This window comes from Mycetohabitans sp. B3, assembly GCF_021498065.1.
Taxonomy (GTDB): Bacteria; Pseudomonadota; Gammaproteobacteria; order Burkholderiales; family Burkholderiaceae; genus Mycetohabitans.
The window spans coordinates 76,762-93,053 of the sequence record NZ_JAHLKN010000010.1 but is presented as its reverse complement, the minus strand read 5'-3'; the positions used below and the strand labels follow the sequence as shown (position 1 = coordinate 93,053).

Annotated in this window: 17 protein-coding genes, 1 other RNA gene and 1 riboswitch; of the genes, 10 read left to right on the top strand and 8 right to left on the bottom strand. The window is 64.0% G+C overall.

Annotated features, from left to right (window positions below):
• Together KQH55_RS02005 and KQH55_RS02000 are read right to left on the bottom strand one after the other, a co-directional pair.
• The coding region (locus tag KQH55_RS02005) for an iron ABC transporter permease (protein WP_235090104.1) at window positions 1-980 on the bottom strand (980 nt) is incomplete at its 3' end.
• A gap of 50 nt (window positions 981-1,030) precedes the next feature.
• Window positions 1,031-3,169 carry a TonB-dependent siderophore receptor gene (locus tag KQH55_RS02000; protein ID WP_235090103.1) on the bottom strand — a complete coding sequence of 713 codons (2,139 nt, stop codon included), beginning with the start codon at window positions 3,167-3,169 and terminating at the stop codon, window positions 1,031-1,033.
• A 90-nt stretch (window positions 3,170-3,259) separates the two neighbouring features.
• Window positions 3,260-3,514: riboswitch (cobalamin riboswitch) on the bottom strand.
• A gap of 119 nt (window positions 3,515-3,633) precedes the next feature.
• On the opposite strand from KQH55_RS02000, the gene KQH55_RS01995 reads away from it, so the two are divergent.
• The 5 genes from KQH55_RS01995 to KQH55_RS01975 all read left to right on the top strand — a co-directional run bounded on the left by KQH55_RS01995 (window position 3,634) and on the right by KQH55_RS01975 (window position 5,998).
• Window positions 3,634-3,990: an ATPase gene (locus KQH55_RS01995; RefSeq protein ID WP_076785343.1), complete on the top strand. Its 357-nt coding sequence runs from the start codon at window positions 3,634-3,636 to the stop codon at window positions 3,988-3,990.
• Entirely contained in the window at window positions 3,987-4,307 is a 321-nt protein-coding gene (locus tag KQH55_RS01990; RefSeq protein ID WP_076785344.1) for a cell division protein ZapA, read from the top strand. The genes KQH55_RS01995 and KQH55_RS01990 overlap by 4 nt, the downstream gene beginning before the upstream one ends.
• Window positions 4,308-4,375: 68 nt before the next feature.
• Window positions 4,376-4,557: non-coding RNA, 6S RNA (gene ssrS, locus KQH55_RS01985), on the top strand.
• 57 nt (window positions 4,558-4,614) lie between these two features.
• Window positions 4,615-5,082 carry an EVE domain-containing protein gene (locus KQH55_RS01980; RefSeq protein WP_235090102.1) on the top strand — a complete coding sequence of 156 codons (468 nt, stop codon included), beginning with the start codon at window positions 4,615-4,617 and terminating at the stop codon, window positions 5,080-5,082.
• A gap of 154 nt (window positions 5,083-5,236) precedes the next feature.
• Window positions 5,237-5,998: an SIMPL domain-containing protein gene (locus KQH55_RS01975; protein ID WP_373566348.1), complete on the top strand. Its 762-nt coding sequence runs from the start codon at window positions 5,237-5,239 to the stop codon at window positions 5,996-5,998.
• A 115-nt stretch (window positions 5,999-6,113) separates the two neighbouring features.
• On the opposite strand, the gene lgt is transcribed toward KQH55_RS01975, so the two are convergent.
• Together lgt and KQH55_RS01965 are read right to left on the bottom strand one after the other, a co-directional pair.
• Complete coding sequence (lgt, locus tag KQH55_RS01970; protein ID WP_235090100.1) at window positions 6,114-7,025, bottom strand: prolipoprotein diacylglyceryl transferase; 912 nt, start codon at window positions 7,023-7,025, stop codon at window positions 6,114-6,116.
• 26 nt (window positions 7,026-7,051) lie between these two features.
• A complete protein-coding gene (locus KQH55_RS01965) occupies window positions 7,052-7,972 on the bottom strand; it encodes a LysR family transcriptional regulator (RefSeq protein ID WP_235090099.1) in 921 nt (306 codons plus the stop codon).
• A 119-nt stretch (window positions 7,973-8,091) separates the two neighbouring features.
• On the opposite strand from KQH55_RS01965, the gene ilvD reads away from it, so the two are divergent.
• Both ilvD and KQH55_RS16775 read left to right on the top strand, forming a co-directional pair.
• Window positions 8,092-9,765 (top strand): dihydroxy-acid dehydratase, encoded by a 1,674-nt coding sequence (gene ilvD / locus KQH55_RS01960; protein ID WP_235090098.1) that lies wholly within the window; start codon window positions 8,092-8,094, stop codon window positions 9,763-9,765.
• Window positions 9,672-10,016 carry a c-type cytochrome gene (locus tag KQH55_RS16775; RefSeq protein WP_338893491.1) on the top strand — a complete coding sequence of 115 codons (345 nt, stop codon included), beginning with the start codon at window positions 9,672-9,674 and terminating at the stop codon, window positions 10,014-10,016. Before ilvD ends, KQH55_RS16775 begins: the two co-directional genes overlap by 94 nt.
• A 14-nt stretch (window positions 10,017-10,030) precedes the next feature.
• On the opposite strand, the gene KQH55_RS16770 is transcribed toward KQH55_RS16775, so the two are convergent.
• Genes KQH55_RS16770 through KQH55_RS01935 form a run of 3 tightly spaced genes read right to left on the bottom strand, consistent with a single transcriptional unit; the run spans window position 10,031 to window position 12,484 of the window.
• Window positions 10,031-10,447, bottom strand: coding sequence for a DUF2486 family protein (locus tag KQH55_RS16770; RefSeq protein WP_373566347.1), 417 nt, complete (start codon window positions 10,445-10,447; stop codon window positions 10,031-10,033).
• A 47-nt stretch (window positions 10,448-10,494) separates the two neighbouring features.
• Window positions 10,495-10,911: a DNA polymerase III subunit chi gene (locus KQH55_RS01940; RefSeq protein WP_076785352.1), complete on the bottom strand. Its 417-nt coding sequence runs from the start codon at window positions 10,909-10,911 to the stop codon at window positions 10,495-10,497.
• Between the two features lie 55 nt (window positions 10,912-10,966).
• Window positions 10,967-12,484 carry a leucyl aminopeptidase gene (locus KQH55_RS01935; RefSeq protein WP_076785353.1) on the bottom strand — a complete coding sequence of 506 codons (1,518 nt, stop codon included), beginning with the start codon at window positions 12,482-12,484 and terminating at the stop codon, window positions 10,967-10,969.
• A gap of 220 nt (window positions 12,485-12,704) precedes the next feature.
• Between KQH55_RS01935 and lptF the strand changes: the two genes are divergently transcribed.
• The 3 genes from lptF (at window position 12,705) to KQH55_RS01920 (ending at window position 15,423) form a co-directional block, all read left to right on the top strand.
• Window positions 12,705-13,802, top strand: a complete 1,098-nt coding sequence (gene lptF / locus KQH55_RS01930; RefSeq protein WP_235090097.1) for an LPS export ABC transporter permease LptF — start codon at window positions 12,705-12,707, stop codon at window positions 13,800-13,802.
• A 3-nt stretch (window positions 13,803-13,805) separates the two neighbouring features.
• On the top strand, window positions 13,806-14,954 hold the full coding sequence (gene lptG, locus KQH55_RS01925) for an LPS export ABC transporter permease LptG (RefSeq protein ID WP_235090096.1): 1,149 nt from the start codon (window positions 13,806-13,808) through the stop codon (window positions 14,952-14,954).
• A 70-nt stretch (window positions 14,955-15,024) separates the two neighbouring features.
• Window positions 15,025-15,423 carry a sirohydrochlorin chelatase gene (locus tag KQH55_RS01920; RefSeq protein WP_076797013.1) on the top strand — a complete coding sequence of 133 codons (399 nt, stop codon included), beginning with the start codon at window positions 15,025-15,027 and terminating at the stop codon, window positions 15,421-15,423.
• Between the two features lie 49 nt (window positions 15,424-15,472).
• Here KQH55_RS01920 and cobA read toward each other — a convergent pair whose 3' ends face one another.
• Entirely contained in the window at window positions 15,473-16,261 is a 789-nt protein-coding gene (gene cobA / locus KQH55_RS01915; RefSeq protein ID WP_235090106.1) for a uroporphyrinogen-III C-methyltransferase, read from the bottom strand.
• Window positions 16,262-16,292 lie beyond the last annotated feature (31 nt).

Below are 16,292 nucleotides of genomic sequence, written 5' to 3'. Positions count from 1 at the left end.
CACCCCAACAGCATCCAGAGGAACAGCGGCACGCCGACCAACGCGGTCACCACGCCCACCGGCAATTGCGTCGGCGCGAAGGCACTGCGCGCGACCAGGTCCGCGCCCATCACGGCCGCGCCGCCGCCGAGCATCGACGCGGGCACCAGCATACGCTGGTCGTTGCCCCACGTCAGCCGCACCAAGTGCGGCACCACCAGACCGACAAAGCCGAGCGTGCCGGCCGTAGTGACAGCCGCCGCAGCAGCCAACGACGCCATCACATAAACGCGCGCGCGCAACGCGACGACCGGCACGCCCAGCGCCTGCGCAAACTGATCGCCGCGGGCCAGCGCATTGAGTTGGCGCGTGGCCGGCACGCACAAGGCGACCAGCATCACCAGCACGGCCAGCGCGAACCACGGCATGCCGGCGCCGTTCAAATCGCCTTGCAGCCAGAACACGATGCCGCGCAACGTGCGTTCGGGGCTAAACGTCATCATTAACGCGGTGGCCGCACTGAAGCCCGCGGCCACGACAACGCCGGTCAGCAGCAGCCGCGGCGATGCGTCGCGCGGCTCACCCAGCCACAATGTGCGGCGTGCAAGGCCGAACACGATGCCCATCGACACCAGCGAGCCGGCGAACGCGGCCACCTGCGTGCCCCACCATGGCACGCCCAGCAACATCGCAGCCACCGCGAATGCCGCCGCGCCGCCCGATACGCCGAGCACGTACGGATCGGCGAGCGGATTGCGCAACAGCACTTGCAGCAACGCGCCGGCCAGCGACAACAGCGCGCCGCAGGCAAAGCCCGCGAGCGAGCGCGGCAGCCGCAGCGCGCGCACGATATCCGCGTCAAAGCCGGGGCTGCCGGCCAACGCGGCGAGCACGCGCGCTGGCGCGATCCGCACGCTGCCTGTAGCAAGCGAGATCACCAGCAGCAAGCCGGCGGCGACGGCCAGTGCGAGCCAGATCGCCGCCGCACGGCGCGGCGACATCGGGCGGGCGCTGCCGCTAGACCCTGCGCCCATGATTCGCGCGCCCCGCGCTATTGCTGCTGCCAACCCAGCGTGAGATACGCGCCACGCTTTGGCGTGTTGTACGTATAGAGCGTCTCATAATCCTTATCGAATAGGTTCTCGACGCGCGCCGCGACATACCAAGACTTGGTGATATTGTATCGGGCACTCAGATTGACCACGCCATATCCGCCCATCGGCTGGCCGTTGTCGTGGCGCGCGCCAGTCAACAGCCATTGCCCGCCGATCCGCCAACCGTCGAAGCTGTGGTTCGCCGACACGGTGGCAAAACGACGTGGCCGCCGCGTCAAATCCCGGTCCGAAACCTCGTCGACAGGATTTTGGAACGTGAAGCTGGCGCGCACGTCGGTACGGCCCACCTGGCCCGACCATGAGGCCTCGATACCCTGGACTTTTGCCCGGCCCACGTTCTGCGCAACATACCGCCCATGGTCCGCAAGCGCATACTGGATTAAATTCCGATAGCGGGTCTGGAACGCGGTGACGCGCGCCACGCCAAGCACCGGCGACGCATATTGCAACGCCGTTTCGAGCGAATGCGCCTGCTCCGGTTTCAAGCTCGGATCGCCGGAAAAGGGAAAATACAAGTCGTTGAAGGTCGGTGCGCGAAATGCATCGGAATAGTTGACGATGGCCTTCCAGTGATCGGTGAATCGGTAACCATAGCCAACGAAGTAGCTGTTGGCGCCGCCGAAATCCGAATACTGATCGCGCCGCAGGTTGAGTTGCATCTCGTTGCGGCCCAGCTCGCCGTTATAGCCGGCGTAGCCGGAATTCACGCGCCGCGCGGGCGTGGTGAAGTCCGACGCGTCCAGGTCCTGATTGATGTGCTGGTAGCCGAACACCAGCTTGTGGCCAGCGGCGATAGCATAGTCATTCTGCCAGTCCAATTGGCCGTTCGTCGTGTCGTAGCGGCTGGTCTGCTGCCCGTTGACGAAGATCTGCGAGCGGTCAGTGCCCTGCGCGACGCTCAGATGCGTGCTCCAACGCTCGGTCAGGCCGCCGTTCACGAATACGGACACTTGCCCGACGCGATCGCGCTCTTTGTTCAAGTCGGTTGGCATGCCGAACGGATTGTCGAAGCTGGTCTTCGAGAATGATTGAAAGTAGCGGATACCCGCGTCCCAGCCTGGACTGAAGCGGTGCTTCAGCGACGCGCTCACGCTCTCGTTGAACGTGCCGTTCGCATTCGGATTCACCGGGGCCCGGTTCGGATCAATCGAAGAAAAACCATCGGTCTTCATGCGCGACGCATCGACGCTAAACGTTGTCGCGCCGGCCACGTCGAGCGCCCCGTTCACGCCCGCATGCTGGCGCTGCGTGCGATAGCTGCCATACTCGCCATCCAGCGTAAAGCGCGGCGGATAATTACCGCCGTCACGCGTAAATACCTGCACGACGCCGCCAATCGCACTCGATCCGTACAGCGCCGACACGTTGCCGTTAACGACCTCGACGCGCTCGACCTGATCCAATGGAATCTGAGCGATTTGCGTCGCGCCCAGCGCCGCGGAGTCCACGCGCACGCCGTCGATCATCACCAATGTCTGCGCGATCGGCGCGCCGCGCATGAACAGCCCCGCCGTCTGGCCCGCGCCGCCGTTGCGGGTGATCTGCACACCCGGCGCGAATTGCAGCAGCCCGGCTAGATCCGTCGCGCTGCTGTCCTCAATGGCACGCCGGTCGAACAGCGTCGTTTGCGGCAGCGCGTCCGGCAACGCCTGCGCGTTGCGCGCGGCGCTCACCACAATCGGCACCAGCGCGCCGCGCCGCGCCAGGTCATCACCAGTGCAAGACCTGACTTCGGTTGCCGAGGCGCTGGTGCTCACAGCAGTGCCGGCATTCGCCACAGTGTGGGTGTATGCCACAGTGTTGGCGTTTGCCGTAGTATCGGTGTGTGCCGTAGTATCGGTGTGTGCCGTAGTGTCGGTGTATGCCGTAGTGCCGGTGTATGCCGTAGTGCCGGCATCCTTCGCAGGATCGACGTTAGCCGCCATGCCGGAGCGTGTAACAGGGCTGACGAGGTCACTGTCTGCGCGCGAGCCTGTCCCGCGGTCATCTTCGAGGGTCTGGACAAGCTGCGCCGTGGCGACGTGCGGCAAGCTGGCGAACGCGAGCAGCGCTGCCGCTGCAATAGGCGTACGCATAATGTTTTCCTTGTTGTGCGACTGCGCGACGCCCGTCCCCCGCGGGCCATGCGCTACGATAAAGCGCGGCGTAGCAATCCACGGCCACACCATGCGCTTCGCGCTCTCGGCCGGTATCCGGGCTAGCGACGCATCGGCCCGGCCTTCCCACGCTCTACGCGCAGTGGCACGCACCGCCGTACGCTGACGCATGCGGCGGTGGGCGGTTCGATGTGCAAAAAGCGGGTCGCTTACCGTTGCGGGGACAGCACAGGTTGGCCGGTTCGTGGCGAACTTCGCTCCCTGTTTCCCGTTTAACCCCGCGCATGAACCGTGCGCATGGGCACCGAAAGTGCCGCAAGTGTAGGTAGCGCCATGCGAGGCGTCAATGGCCGGAACACGCCGCTGTTACGTCTGGATACGAGCTTAGGCGTCGAATGCCGCCAGAACCGCGCTAAAATGCCGTTTCTGCAGAGGACGCAACGATGCTTACCGAACTTGAAAATTTGTCCCAGAACATCGGTCGGCTGATCGAGATCAGCGACCGGAACCGTCAAGCGCGGCTAGCCGTCGAACAGCAACTCGAGGCCGCGCGTGCGCAACGCGACGCGCTGCGGGCACAACTCGAACAGGCGCAGCGCGAACGCGACGCGCTGCACATCGAACGCGACGCGTTGTCCGCAAAGATTGACGATGCCCAGGTCCGCTTGAACGCGATCCTGGAAAAACTACCGCACACGCGATTGCCGGATTCCCCGCTCGACGTGCAGCCATCACAAGCCAGTGACGTACCGTCACCGTCGCCCGCATCTGGGGACGAGCGCCAAGGAGAAACCGCATGACGATGAAACAGATCGAAGTGTCGATCCTCGGCCAATCGTATCGGCTCGCCACCTCGCCCGAAAACGAGTCCGCGCTGCACGAAGCGGCCGAGCGCGTGGACCGAGAAATGAACAAGGTCCGCGCCGCGAGCAGCGTGCGCGGCCATGACCGGATCGCGGTGATGGCCGCCCTGTCGATCGCCTCCGAACTGCTGCAATTGCAAAAGAGCGTGCGACACGGTGAGGCATTCCCCGCGGAGGAAATCCAGCGTACAATGCGTCAAATGAATGAACAGCTTGCGGCAGTTATCCGCCAGCATGATCTGACGCAAGCATAGGTTGCGCCACATTGCGTTGTTTGGGCAGCTTGCGGTATCACGAGCGATATGGCTTATACGTATTTTTGGCTTCCCTGCCTGGTTCGCCAAGGTCATAGATTCCTTGAACCAATGCCATGTGCACGGTTGCGGAAATTTGTAGCATGGGCGTGCGCGTCACTCTGTCTGACGTACCCGAAGTGCTGCTAACTGCGACCAATTCTGAACCTCAGGTTCAGGATGCCGGCCTAGCGGCCAAGGCGGGGACTTTATTCGGCGGCATTGAACTTCGGTTCGATGCCGTTTTTTATTCGAGCGTCCCACGGCGATGCGCTACTGGCTGATGAAGTCCGAACCCGACGAAGCGAGCATCGACGATCTGGCCGCGTCCCCTACCCGCACGTTGCCGTGGACCGGCGTGCGCAATTACCAAGCGCGTAATTTCATGCGCGACAGCATGCAGCCCGGCGACGGTGTGCTGTTCTACCACAGCAGTTGTACCGAACCCGGCATCGCGGGCCTGGCCGAAGTCGCCTCCGGCCCCTATGCGGACCCGACACAATTCGATGCCGCTAGTCCTTACTACGATCCCAAGTCGCGTTGCGATGCACCACGTTGGCTTCTGGTCGACGTGCGCTTTGTCAAGAAGCTACGACTGATTCCGTTGGGCGAGCTGCGCGCGCACACCGCGCTGGCGGACATGCGGGTGCTGGCGCGCGGCAACCGTCTGTCGATCACGCCGGTTACGCCCGATCAGTGGTGCTATATCATCGACACGCTGGCTGAGGCCGAATAGCGAGATCGCGAGGCGCCACGCCCGCTCAAAGCCGGCGCGGTGCAACCTGGCCTTCGTTTCACGGAACTTCGCATCGCGCACGCTCCACTAATAGGGCACGGTCCGCCGCGCGTGCTGCGCTGGAGCCGACAATCTCGTTGGGAGTCCAAGAATGATGAATCAGTCCCTACCCTCGCGGCACGTCGCGCGTCGAATGCGCGGCATCGCGGCCGCATGCGCGCTTGCGAGTGTTCCGCTGACGCTGGGCCTGGCGCCCGGCGCCGCACTTGCGCAGGCCGCGCCAGTGGCACCGCCGTCCGGCGTGCTATCGCTGAGCGCTGAGCGAAGCATCGACGTACAAGAAGACGTCGTGCGCATCACGCTGTTCTATGAGCAGGAGAGCCAGGATGCCGCCACCCTGACCCGGGCGCTGAACAAACGTGCCGACGAGGCGCTGCGGCAGGCGCGGAGCGACGACAAAGTGACCGTGCAAACCGGCGCCTTCACGATCTATCCATCGACTAGCCGCGACGGCAAAATCGCCGCCTGGCGCGGTCGAACCGAGATCGTGCTCGAGTCGCGCGACTTCGGTGCCGCGTCACGGCTCGCGGGCCAGTTGAGCAACACGATGCAAGTGGACAATGTGGCGTTCTCGTTATCACCGCAGGCGCGCCGCGACGCGGAAACCAAGCTGACCTCGGGTGCCATTGCGGCGTTCCGCGACCAGGCGCAAGCCGCCGCGCAGGCTTTCGGCTATGGCGGCTATACGATTCGGGAAGTGCGCATTAACCAGGGAGCCGGCGCTAGCCCGCGGCCGTTCATGTTGATGGCCACGCCCACAAGGACCGATGCGAAGGCCGCAGCGCCGCTGCCGATCGAGGTGGGCAAAAGCACGGTGACGGTCGAAGTATCCGGTTCGATCCAGATGACGCGCTGATGCTCACGTATCATCGCCGGCCGCTGCCCGCCCTCGCCGCGCACGCGTGTCGCGGGCGCCGGCACATGAGCATGGGCTGTGCGGGCACATGAGCGTGAGCTGTGCGCAGCGTGCGTCAGCCGGCCGAGTCCGCCGAGCGGGCACCGGGCAGACGCGCATTGCGCCTGTAGGACCAGACGAGCACCAGTGCGCCGACCACGATCATCGGCAGGGAAAGCCACTGCCCCATCGACAGATTGAACGCGAGCAATCCGAGAAAGTCGTCTGGCTCGCGCGCAAACTCGACCGTGAAGCGCGCCATACCATAGCCGAGCAGGAAGACCGCCGAGGCGGCGCCGACCGGACGCGGCTTGCGTGCGAAGCACCAGAGCACGACGAACAACACACCGCCCTCCAGCGCGATCTCATAAAGCTGTGACGGATGACGCGGCAGCATAGAGTAGCGCTGGAACACGTCCAGCAAGTGCCATTGCGCGGCTTGCAGCGGATGCGACGCGAGCCACCCCAGATCTTCATTGACTGCGCCGGGGAATCCCATCGCCCACGGAGCATCTGGCGCCGTGACGCGCCCCCACAGCTCGCCGTTGATGAAATTGCCGAACCGGCCGGCTGCCAACCCCGTCGGCACCATCGGCGCGACGAAATCGGTGACCTGCAGCCACGTGCGGTTGCGTTGGTACGCGAACACGAGCATCGCGAGCGTCACGCCGAGGAAGCCGCCGTGGAACGACATCCCGCCTTCCCAGACCTTGAAGATGTCAACCGGATGGGCCAGGTAGAAGTCGGCCTTGTAAAACAGCACGTAGCCGAGGCGGCCGCCGAGGATCGTGCCTAGCACACCATAGAACAGCATGTCGTCGATGTCGCGCAACGTCCAGCCTTGCGCCGCGACATGCGGCAGGCGCAGCCGCAACCGGCCGACAACGATCGCCGCAATGAACGCGACCAGGTACATCAACCCGTACCAGCGCACCGCGAGCGGACCGAGGTGGAGCGCAACGGGATCGAAATTCGGATGAATCAGCACGATAGGAATCTGAGGTCAGTAGAATGTCAGGGGGTCAATAGCGCATGCGCGCGCACGACGTCGATGAAGCCCGCCAGTACTGGGCTGACATCGCCCGTGCGCCATACTAGGCCCGTTTCGACGACCGGCAGCGCACCGCGCAGCGCTCGGTAGACGACGCCCGTACGCCGCAAGTTGCGAAGCGATTGCGGCACCAACGCGACGCCCATGCCGGCCGACACAAGACTGACGATCGTCTGCATCTGGATCGCTTCCTGGCCGATCCGCGGCACGATGCCCGCAGCCTTGTAGCAGCCCATTATGATGTCATAAAACGCGGGTGCCAAACGCCGCGGGAAGATCACCAGCGGCACATCGGCGAACTGTGCCAGCTCAATTTCCGCCTGGTTGTACGCCGTGTCCAGCGCCTGGGCCAGTTCGCACGACAGGGCGACGATCAATGGCTCACGCGCGATCGGCAGATATGACAGCGCGGCCGCATGACGGGGCGGAATCGGCGGGATTACGATGCCCGCGTCGATGCGTCCGGCCACCAGTTCGTCAATCTGCACGTCACTGGTCGCCTCAAGCAACTGGAGCCTGACGCGCGGAAAACGTTCACCGAATTGCCGCAACAGATCGGGCAGCAGCCCATAGTCGGCGCTCGACACGAACGCCAACGCGAGCACCCCGGTCTCGCCCTGCGCCAGACTGCGCGCGAGCGGCGCCAACGCATCGGCGGCGGCCAGCACCCGCCGCACTTCGGGCAGCAGCGCGGCGCCCACCGGTGTCAGCTCGACCGAGCGTTTGGTGCGCTCGAACAAACGCACGCCGAGCGCATCCTCCAGCAAACGAATCGCCTGCGACAGCGGCGGCTGCGTCATCGCGAGACGGGCCGCCGCCCGGCTGAAGTGCTGTTCCTCGGCCAGCGTGACAAAGTAGCGCAATTGGCGCAAATCGAAGGACATAGGCGAAGGCGGAGTGGGAACTGATACATTTTATGACTTTATTAGCTTCAAATAATATATTGGACATTTGATTCGCGCCACTGCATGCTGTTACACAAAGCCATAGGAGTTTCCCCACCATGCCATACAACCGTCGTTCGAAGAACATCACTCAAGGCGTCGCCCGTGCGCCGAACCGCTCGATGTATTACGCGCTCGGCTATAAGAAGGAAGATTTTGACAAGCCGATGATCGGCATCGCCAACGGTCACTCAACGATCACGCCATGCAACGCGGGGTTGCAACGGCTCGCCGACGCGGCAGTCGGCGCGATCAAGGACGCCGGCGCCAATGCACAAACGTTCGGCACGCCGACCATCTCGGACGGCATGTCGATGGGCACGGAAGGCATGAAGTACTCGCTGGTGTCGCGCGAAGTGATCTCCGATTGCATCGAGACTTGCGTGCAGGGGCAGTGGATGGATGGCGTGGCGGTCATCGGCGGCTGCGACAAGAATATGCCGGGTGGCATGATGGCATTGGCCCGGATGAACGTGCCGGGCATCTATATCTACGGCGGCACGATCCGTCCGGGTCACTGGAAGGGCAAGGATTTGACGATCGTGTCGTCGTTCGAAGCGGTCGGCGAGTTCACCGCGGGACGCATGACGCAGGAGGACTTTGACGGGGTCGAGCGCAACGCGTGTCCGAGCACCGGTTCGTGCGGCGGCATGTACACTGCGAACACGATGAGCTCGTCATTCGAGGCGCTGGGCATGTCGCTGCTGTACTCGTCGACGATGGCCAATCCGGACGACGAGAAGGTCGCATCCGCCGCCGAATCGGCGCGCGTGCTCGTCGAAGCGGTGAAAAATGACTTGAAGCCGCGCGACATCATCACGCGCCAATCGATCGAAAACGCCGTATCGCTGATCATGGCAACCGGTGGCTCGACGAATGCGGTGCTGCACTATTTGGCCATCGCGCACGCCGCCGAGGTCGAATGGACGATCGATGACTTCGAGCGCATCCGCAAGCGTGTGCCGGTGATCTGCAATCTGAAGCCGTCCGGCCAATATGTGGCCACCGACCTGCATTGCGCCGGCGGCGTTCCGCAAGTGCTGAAGATCCTGCTGGACGCCGGCCTGCTACATGGGGACTGCGTGACGATCACCGGCCAAACGATCGCCGAGGCACTGAAAGACGTGCCGAGCCAGCTCCGCGCGGACCAGCAGGTGATCTTCCCGATCGACAAGGCGCTGTACAGCGAGGGGCATCTGGCGATCCTGAAAGGTAATTTGGCCGAGTCTGGCGCGGTCGCGAAAATCACCGGCCTGAAAAACCCCGTCATCACGGGGCCAGCCCGTGTGTTCGATGACGAGCAGAGTGCGCTCGAGGCAATTCTGGCGGACCGGATCAAGGCCGGTGACGTGATGGTGCTGCGCTATCTCGGCCCCAAGGGTGGGCCCGGCATGCCGGAAATGCTCGCGCCGACCTCCGCCATCATCGGCAAAGGGCTGGGCGAATCCGTCGGGCTGATCACCGATGGACGCTTCTCCGGCGGTACCTGGGGCATGGTGGTCGGCCACGTCGCGCCGGAAGCCTTCGCCGGTGGCACGATTGCGCTGGTGCAGGAAGGCGACTCGATTACGATCGACGCACACAAGCTGCTGCTGCAATTAAACGTTGACGAGGTCGAACTGGCGCGCCGCCGCGCCGCATGGACCCAGCCCAAGCCGCGCTATACCCGCGGCGTGCTTGCCAAGTATGCCGAACTCGCGCGCCCGGCCGACCAAGGCGCCGTCACCGGCTGAGCCGCAAAGCGCAGGTTCCGGCGGTCCCGCGCCGGGACCCGTATAATCGCGTCACGCATCGAATGCTGGCGCCGTCATTTCGGGAGACCGCTGCGCACTATGCCCACCAGCCGGACGCCTCGGTACGGCTGCAGCGCAAGATCATCGATGGCGGCGCAGGCACGTGGGGCAATGTGCCGATGCCGGCCAATACCCAGATCACCGATGCGCAGGCGGCCGCACTCGCCGCGTGGATCCTCCGGCTGCGGTAGCCCGCGGCATCGGTTCAGTGCTGGTCGGCGCGCTGCTCGATCTCGGCATCCAGCGCATCGTGCACCCACTGCTCCAATTCTGTTTCGAGCGTCAGCACGACTTCGCGCGTGACCTGGCTCACGAGCCAACCCGCATGCTCGGCGAACGCCTCGCGGCAGCGCGCCTCGATCGCATCGCGTCCCTCGCCGGTCAGGTACACGCCCAGACGAGCACGCAGCCGTTCGACGATACGGTCCACGTCGGGCGCAGTCCATCCGCCGTCCTGCGGCACCGGCACGAAATCGGCATCGATACGGGACGCAGGGGTACACGCCGGTTCCATCGTGCACCGCTCGACGAGCCATTGCGCGCGGCTGCGGGCCATCTCGGGCGCGCCACTGACCAGCACGTTGGTCAGCACCGGGATGGATTCGTCGATCGGGTCAGTCATGGTCCACTCCGTGGTCAATACGGATTGCGGCGCCGAACCGGCATCCGTCATTCGCCTTGCTTATACATGTTCAACGTGTAGCCGCGGTCCCGATAGAAACGGTACCGCTCGCGCCCGGCCGCGAGCCCGTGCTCGTCATTGCCGATAACCTCGAGCAACCGCTCGAAACGCGCGAATTGCGGCGGCACCGCGCTGCCCAGGTTGAGCAGGATCGCGTAGTGTGGCGCCTGATCCAGGTCGGTGGTCAGCACCACCGGCGTCTCGTCAGCCAGCGCCGAGCCGGCCATGCAATGCGGGATGAAGTCCAACGGCGAAAACGTCCACAGCCGCTCGTCGAAGGCGCGCAGCACGGCGGGCTCGCCCAGCACGACGAGCGGCTGCGCGGCCTGGTAGGCCTTGCGCGCCAGCCGACACGCATAGCCCAGTGGATCCGCGACGTGGGTGTGAAAGTCCACACGGGTCATCGGCAGCCCGAGCCTCGCTGGTTTATTGATGCGACACGGTACGCTTCGGCGGGCATCACTTCGCGCGATCGATCAAAAATTGCGTGAGCAGCGGCACGGGGCGTCCGGTTGCGCCCTTTGCGCTGCCGCTCTTCCACGCGGTGCCGGCGATATCCAGGTGCGCCCACGGGTAAGCTTGCGCAAAACGTGCGAGAAAGCACGCGGCCGTCACGCTGCCGGCTGGCCGCCCACCAATGTTAGCCATGTCCGCGAAATTCGACTTCAGCTGCTCCTGGTATTCGTCGTCCAGCGGCAACCGCCACGCGGGATCCGACGCGCGGCGGCCGGCCGCGAGCAGCGCGTCGGCCAACGCGTCGTCCTTCGAGAACAAGCCGCTATTGTGGTGCCCCAGCGCGATCACACAGGCGCCAGTCAGCGTCGCGATGTCGATCACGGCGGCCGGTTTAAAGCGCTCCGCATACGTGAGCGCATCGCACAGGACCAGCCGCCCCTCGGCGTCGGTGTTCAGAATCTCGATCGTCTGGCCGGACAGGCTGGTCACGATGTCGCCCGGCTTGTTCGCATTGCCGCTCGGCATGTTCTCGCAAGTCGGGATCAGGCCAACGACGTTCAGCTTCAAGCCCATCTCGGCAATCGCGCGGAACGTGCCGAGCACCGAGCCGGCACCGCACATGTCGTACTTCATCTCGTCCATGCCTTCACCCGGCTTGATCGAGATGCCCCCCGAGTCGAATGTGATGCCCTTGCCGACCAGCACCACCGGCGCCTGCTTCGCCCCAGCGCCCTGGTGCTGCAGCACGATGAATTGCGGCGGCTGCGCCGAGCCCTTGGCGACCGACAGAAACGAGCCCATCTTCAACGCCTCGATCCGCTTCGGGCCCAGCACCTCGACCTTGAGCTTCCAGTCCTTCGCCAGTTGTTTCGCGACACCGGCCAGGTACGTCGGCGTGCAAATATTGCCCGGCAGGTTGCCCAGCTCGCGGGTCAGATCCATGCCATTGGCGATCGCCACGCCCTCCTTTAACGCAACGCGCACCGCCTTCTCGTGTGCGGGGTCCACGACCACGATCACCTTCTTCACTGCGCCGCCATTGGCCGCGTCGGCCGCCGGCTTAGACTTGGTCTGCGTATATTGGTAGGTCAGCTCGCGCAGCGTCAACGCGCTCATACGCGCGCTCCAGCTGGCATCGCGGTCGTTGACCGCCACCTGCGCGAGCGCCCATGTCACGCTGGCTGCGCGCGTGGCCAATACCGCGCGCCACGCCGCGCGCGCCGCCTCGGTGAACGTCTTCGGGCCCAGCGCGTCCTGCTTGCCCAAACCCACCAGCAACACGCGCGACGCGCCAATGCCAGCCACTTCGCGCAGCATTAGCGTCGAGCCGGCCTTGCCGCCTAAGTCGCCGCTCTTGACCAGGCGGCTGACCAGCCCCTTGGTCGCGGCATCAAGCTTTTGTGCGGCACCGGACAGCGTCTGCGCATCGAATACGCCGACCACGATGCAATCCGACTTTGCGTTGAGCAAGGCGCTGTCCGCGGCTTTGTTCCAATCACAGGCTTTTGTGCTAAAGTCCATCGCGCTCGTCCTTGGCTAGAATCCTGGGCTGTTAGTCAAACCAAGCCGCAATTATCCGCTATTTTTGCTACCGCGGCGTTGCTGGCGCCGGATGTCCGTCTTCGACGGACCGGTCCACGTGCGTCACGCGCATGGAAACGCCCATCGTGGATGAGCTGTCAATCCCGGCTCGCCACCGTGGTCCAAGCCAGCAGCCGGGACACGAACATGATGTGACCAGATGATCCTTGAACGCTCCTTGCAGCGCGAACTCGCCTATACGGCCGGCGCGGTTTTCCTCGTGCTGCTCACCCTCGTGCTGACGACGATGATGATCCGCATCGTTGGCTTTGCCGCCTCGGGCGAGATCGATCCTCGCGACGTCGTCGTGCTGATCGGCTTGACGATGATCAGCTATGTGGCGGTGATGCTGATTGCAACGCTGTTCGTGTCGATCCTGTTCGTGCTCACGCGCTGGTACCGTGACTCCGAGATGGTGGTCTGGTTTTCGTCCGGCGTGAGCCTGACCCGGCTGATCAAACCGATCGCGACGTTTGCAGCGCCGATCGTCGTACTAATCGCCTTTTTTGCATTCGTTGGCTGGCCGTGGGCGAACGAGCAAAGCAAGCTGATCCGTGAGCGCTTCCAGCAGCGCGACGAGGTGTCGCTGCTCGCGCCCGGCCAGTTTCGCGAGTCCGCCTCGAACCATCGGGTGTTCTTCATCGAGAAAATGAGCCCCGATCAAAAACGCGTCGAAAACGTATTCGTGACAAGCACGGAAAACGGCAAGGTCAACGTCGTCGTATCCAAGACCGGCCATACGGAGATCCACCCGAATGGCGACCGCTTCGTCGTGTTGGAGAACGGACGCCGCTACGATGGCGAACCGGGCAAGCCCGATTTTCGCATCATGGAATTCGCGCGCTACGGGGTCAAGATCCAGAGCCAACAACTGGTGAACCGGCCAACGACCACCAGCCTGCCGACGGCCACGCTGCTGCGCGAGCCGAACACGACCAATCTGGCCGAGTTCGCGTGGCGGGCCGGCCTGCCGTTGACTGCGCTCAACCTGATGCTGCTGGCGATTCCGCTCGCGTACCAGAACCCGCGGCGCGGCCGCACGATTAATCTGGTGCTCGCAGTGCTCATCTACCTGACGTATTCGAACCTAATGAACCTGGTTCAAGCCTGGGTCGAGCAAGGCAAAATCGCGTTCATGCCCGGGCTGCTGGGACTGCACGTGATTGTCTCGACGATCGTCGCCTTCGTGTTCTGGGTGCGCGTGCGCAACCGTCCACTGCTGCGGCGCCCGGCGCTGCGCGCGGCGTCCGGAGGCTGACCGATGCGCCTCTACGAAAGGTACTTCGCCAAGCAGGTCTACCTGACCTTTGCGTTCATCCTGTTCGCGTTCTCGGGGTTGTTTTTCTTCTTTGACCTGATCAGCGAACTGAACTCCGTCGGGCACGGCAACTATAAGTTCAGCTATGCGGTGCTGCGCGTGATGCTGCAGACGCCGTCGCGGTTCTACGAGATCATTCCGGTCGCTGCGCTAATCAGCGCGATCTATGTGTTCGCGCAGATGGCGGCCAGCTCCGAGTTCACGATTTTTCGCGTCTCGGGGCTATCCACGCACCGCGCGCTCGGCTCCCTGCTGAAAATCGGCGTGCCGATCGTCGTGCTGACCTTCGTGATCGGCGAAGTCGTCGGCCCCTACACCGACCAGTTGTCCGAGCGCGTGCGCCTGGAGGCGCTCGGCTCCTCGGTATCGAGCAATTTCCAATCGGGCGTGTGGGTCAAGGATACGGTGCCGGGCAATGGCACCACCGCGCAGGTCACGCGCTTCGTGAACGTAGGAGAGCTAAAGCCGGACGCGACCATTTCGAACGTGCGGATCTACGAATTCGATTCACAGTTCCGTCTTGCGGACGTGCGCACAGCCGACAGCGGCCGCTACGTACGACCGGGCCAGTGGCTACTCAAGGGCGTGACGGAAACGCAGTTGCACGATGTGGCGCCGGCCGCCGCGACAGCCAAGGACGTGCTCAACCCCGTGTACAAGTCCGCACAAGTTTCGATGCCAGAGTACCCGATGCGCTCCGAGCTAACACCGCAGATCCTGTCGGTGTTGCTGGTTGCGCCGGACCGGATGTCGATGACGAACCTGTTTTCGTACGTGCAGCATTTGCGCGAGAATCACCAGGATCCGCAACGCTATATGATTGCGCTGTGGCGCAAGCTGCTCTATCCGTTCGCAGTATTCGTGATGCTGGTGTTGTCGCTGCCGTTTGCCTACCTGCATACGCGCGCGGGCGTCGTCGGCGTCAAGGTGTTCGGCGGCATCATGCTCGGCATGAGCTTCCAGCTGTTCAACACGCTGTTCTCGCACATCGGCACGCTCAACACCTGGCCCGCGCCGTTGACAGCCGCAACACCTGGCCTGGTCTATCTTGCATTGGGATTGCTCGCGCTGCGCTGGGTCGACCGCCACTGACGCCCACGCCGGTGTCATCTCGATAGCCCCATCGTGCCAGTGCGGTGCGTGATCGACCAGGAGTATCGCCATGTCAGCATCAAGCAGCGGATTGATTCTGTTAGGCCACGGCGCGCGTGATTCGCGCTGGGCCGAGCCGTTCGAGCGGGTCGCGTCGCTCGTGCGAGTGCGCCGCCGTGCGCAGCAAGACGAGGGCCCGGTGTCGCTCGCGTTCCTGGAATGGATGGCACCGCCGCTGCAGGCCGCGATTGCAGCACAGGTCGCCGACGGATGTAACCGGATCGTCGTCGTGCCGATGTTTATGGGCCAGGGCGGCCACGTGCAACGCGACTTACCGGCGTTGCTCAGTCAAGCTCGCGCCACCCATCCGCACGTGCACATCGATTGCGCGTCATCCGTCGGCGAGGACGAAGCGGTGTTGCACGCGCTCGCGGGATACTGCGAGCGCGCCCTGCGCGAATCCCGCTGATCTCGTGCAGCCCCCCGCGCGCATGGCTACGCGGCGGTGCGCGCACGACTCATGCAGCAAACTGCAGCGCCGGCAGTGTGACCGGCCATGCCTGCGATGCGGTATCAATGGTTTCGCCTGTACCAAAAGTCTCGCGCGGCGCAAACGCGTCGCCGATCATCAGCAGACTCGGCTGGGATGGGTCGAGCCAAGGCTGTGCGCGACCGTGCGCCATCTCGTCGAGCGTCAATGTCAGCGTACGCTCACGTTCGGTGCTCGCCGCCTCGACGATCGCCACCGGCGTGCGCGGCGAACGGCCGGCATCAATCAGTTGTCGCGCAATCGTCACTGCACTGTCGCGCCCCATGTAGTAGACCAGCGAATCTGCATTGACGCGCTCGCGGACCTCGTCGGACCCGGACGCCCGGCTGTGCGTCGCGAATGCGACGCTGCGCGCGACACCGCGCAGCGTCAATGGGCGGCGCAGCGTCGCCGCGCTGGCCAGTGCAGCGGTGATACCGGGCACAATCTCGTAGTCGATGCCAGCCGCCTCCAGCGCACGGATTTCTTCATCGGCGCGGCCAAACAACATCGGGTCACCCCCCTTGAGCCGCACGACCAGCGCGTGTTCGCGCGCTGCATCGATGATCTGTTTGTTGATGAAATGCTGTGCGCTTGAGCGCTGGCCGCACCGCTTGCCGACCGCCATCTTACGGGCCTGCGGCGCGTGCTCGAGCATACCGGGCTCGACCAGCGCATCATGCAGCACCACATCGGCAATGCCCAGAATGCGTGCGCCGCGCACCGTAATGAGATCCGACGCACCGGGTCCCGCACCGATCAAGTACACCTTGCCCATCATCGTTCCTGTCCGTTCGCGCGATCAATGG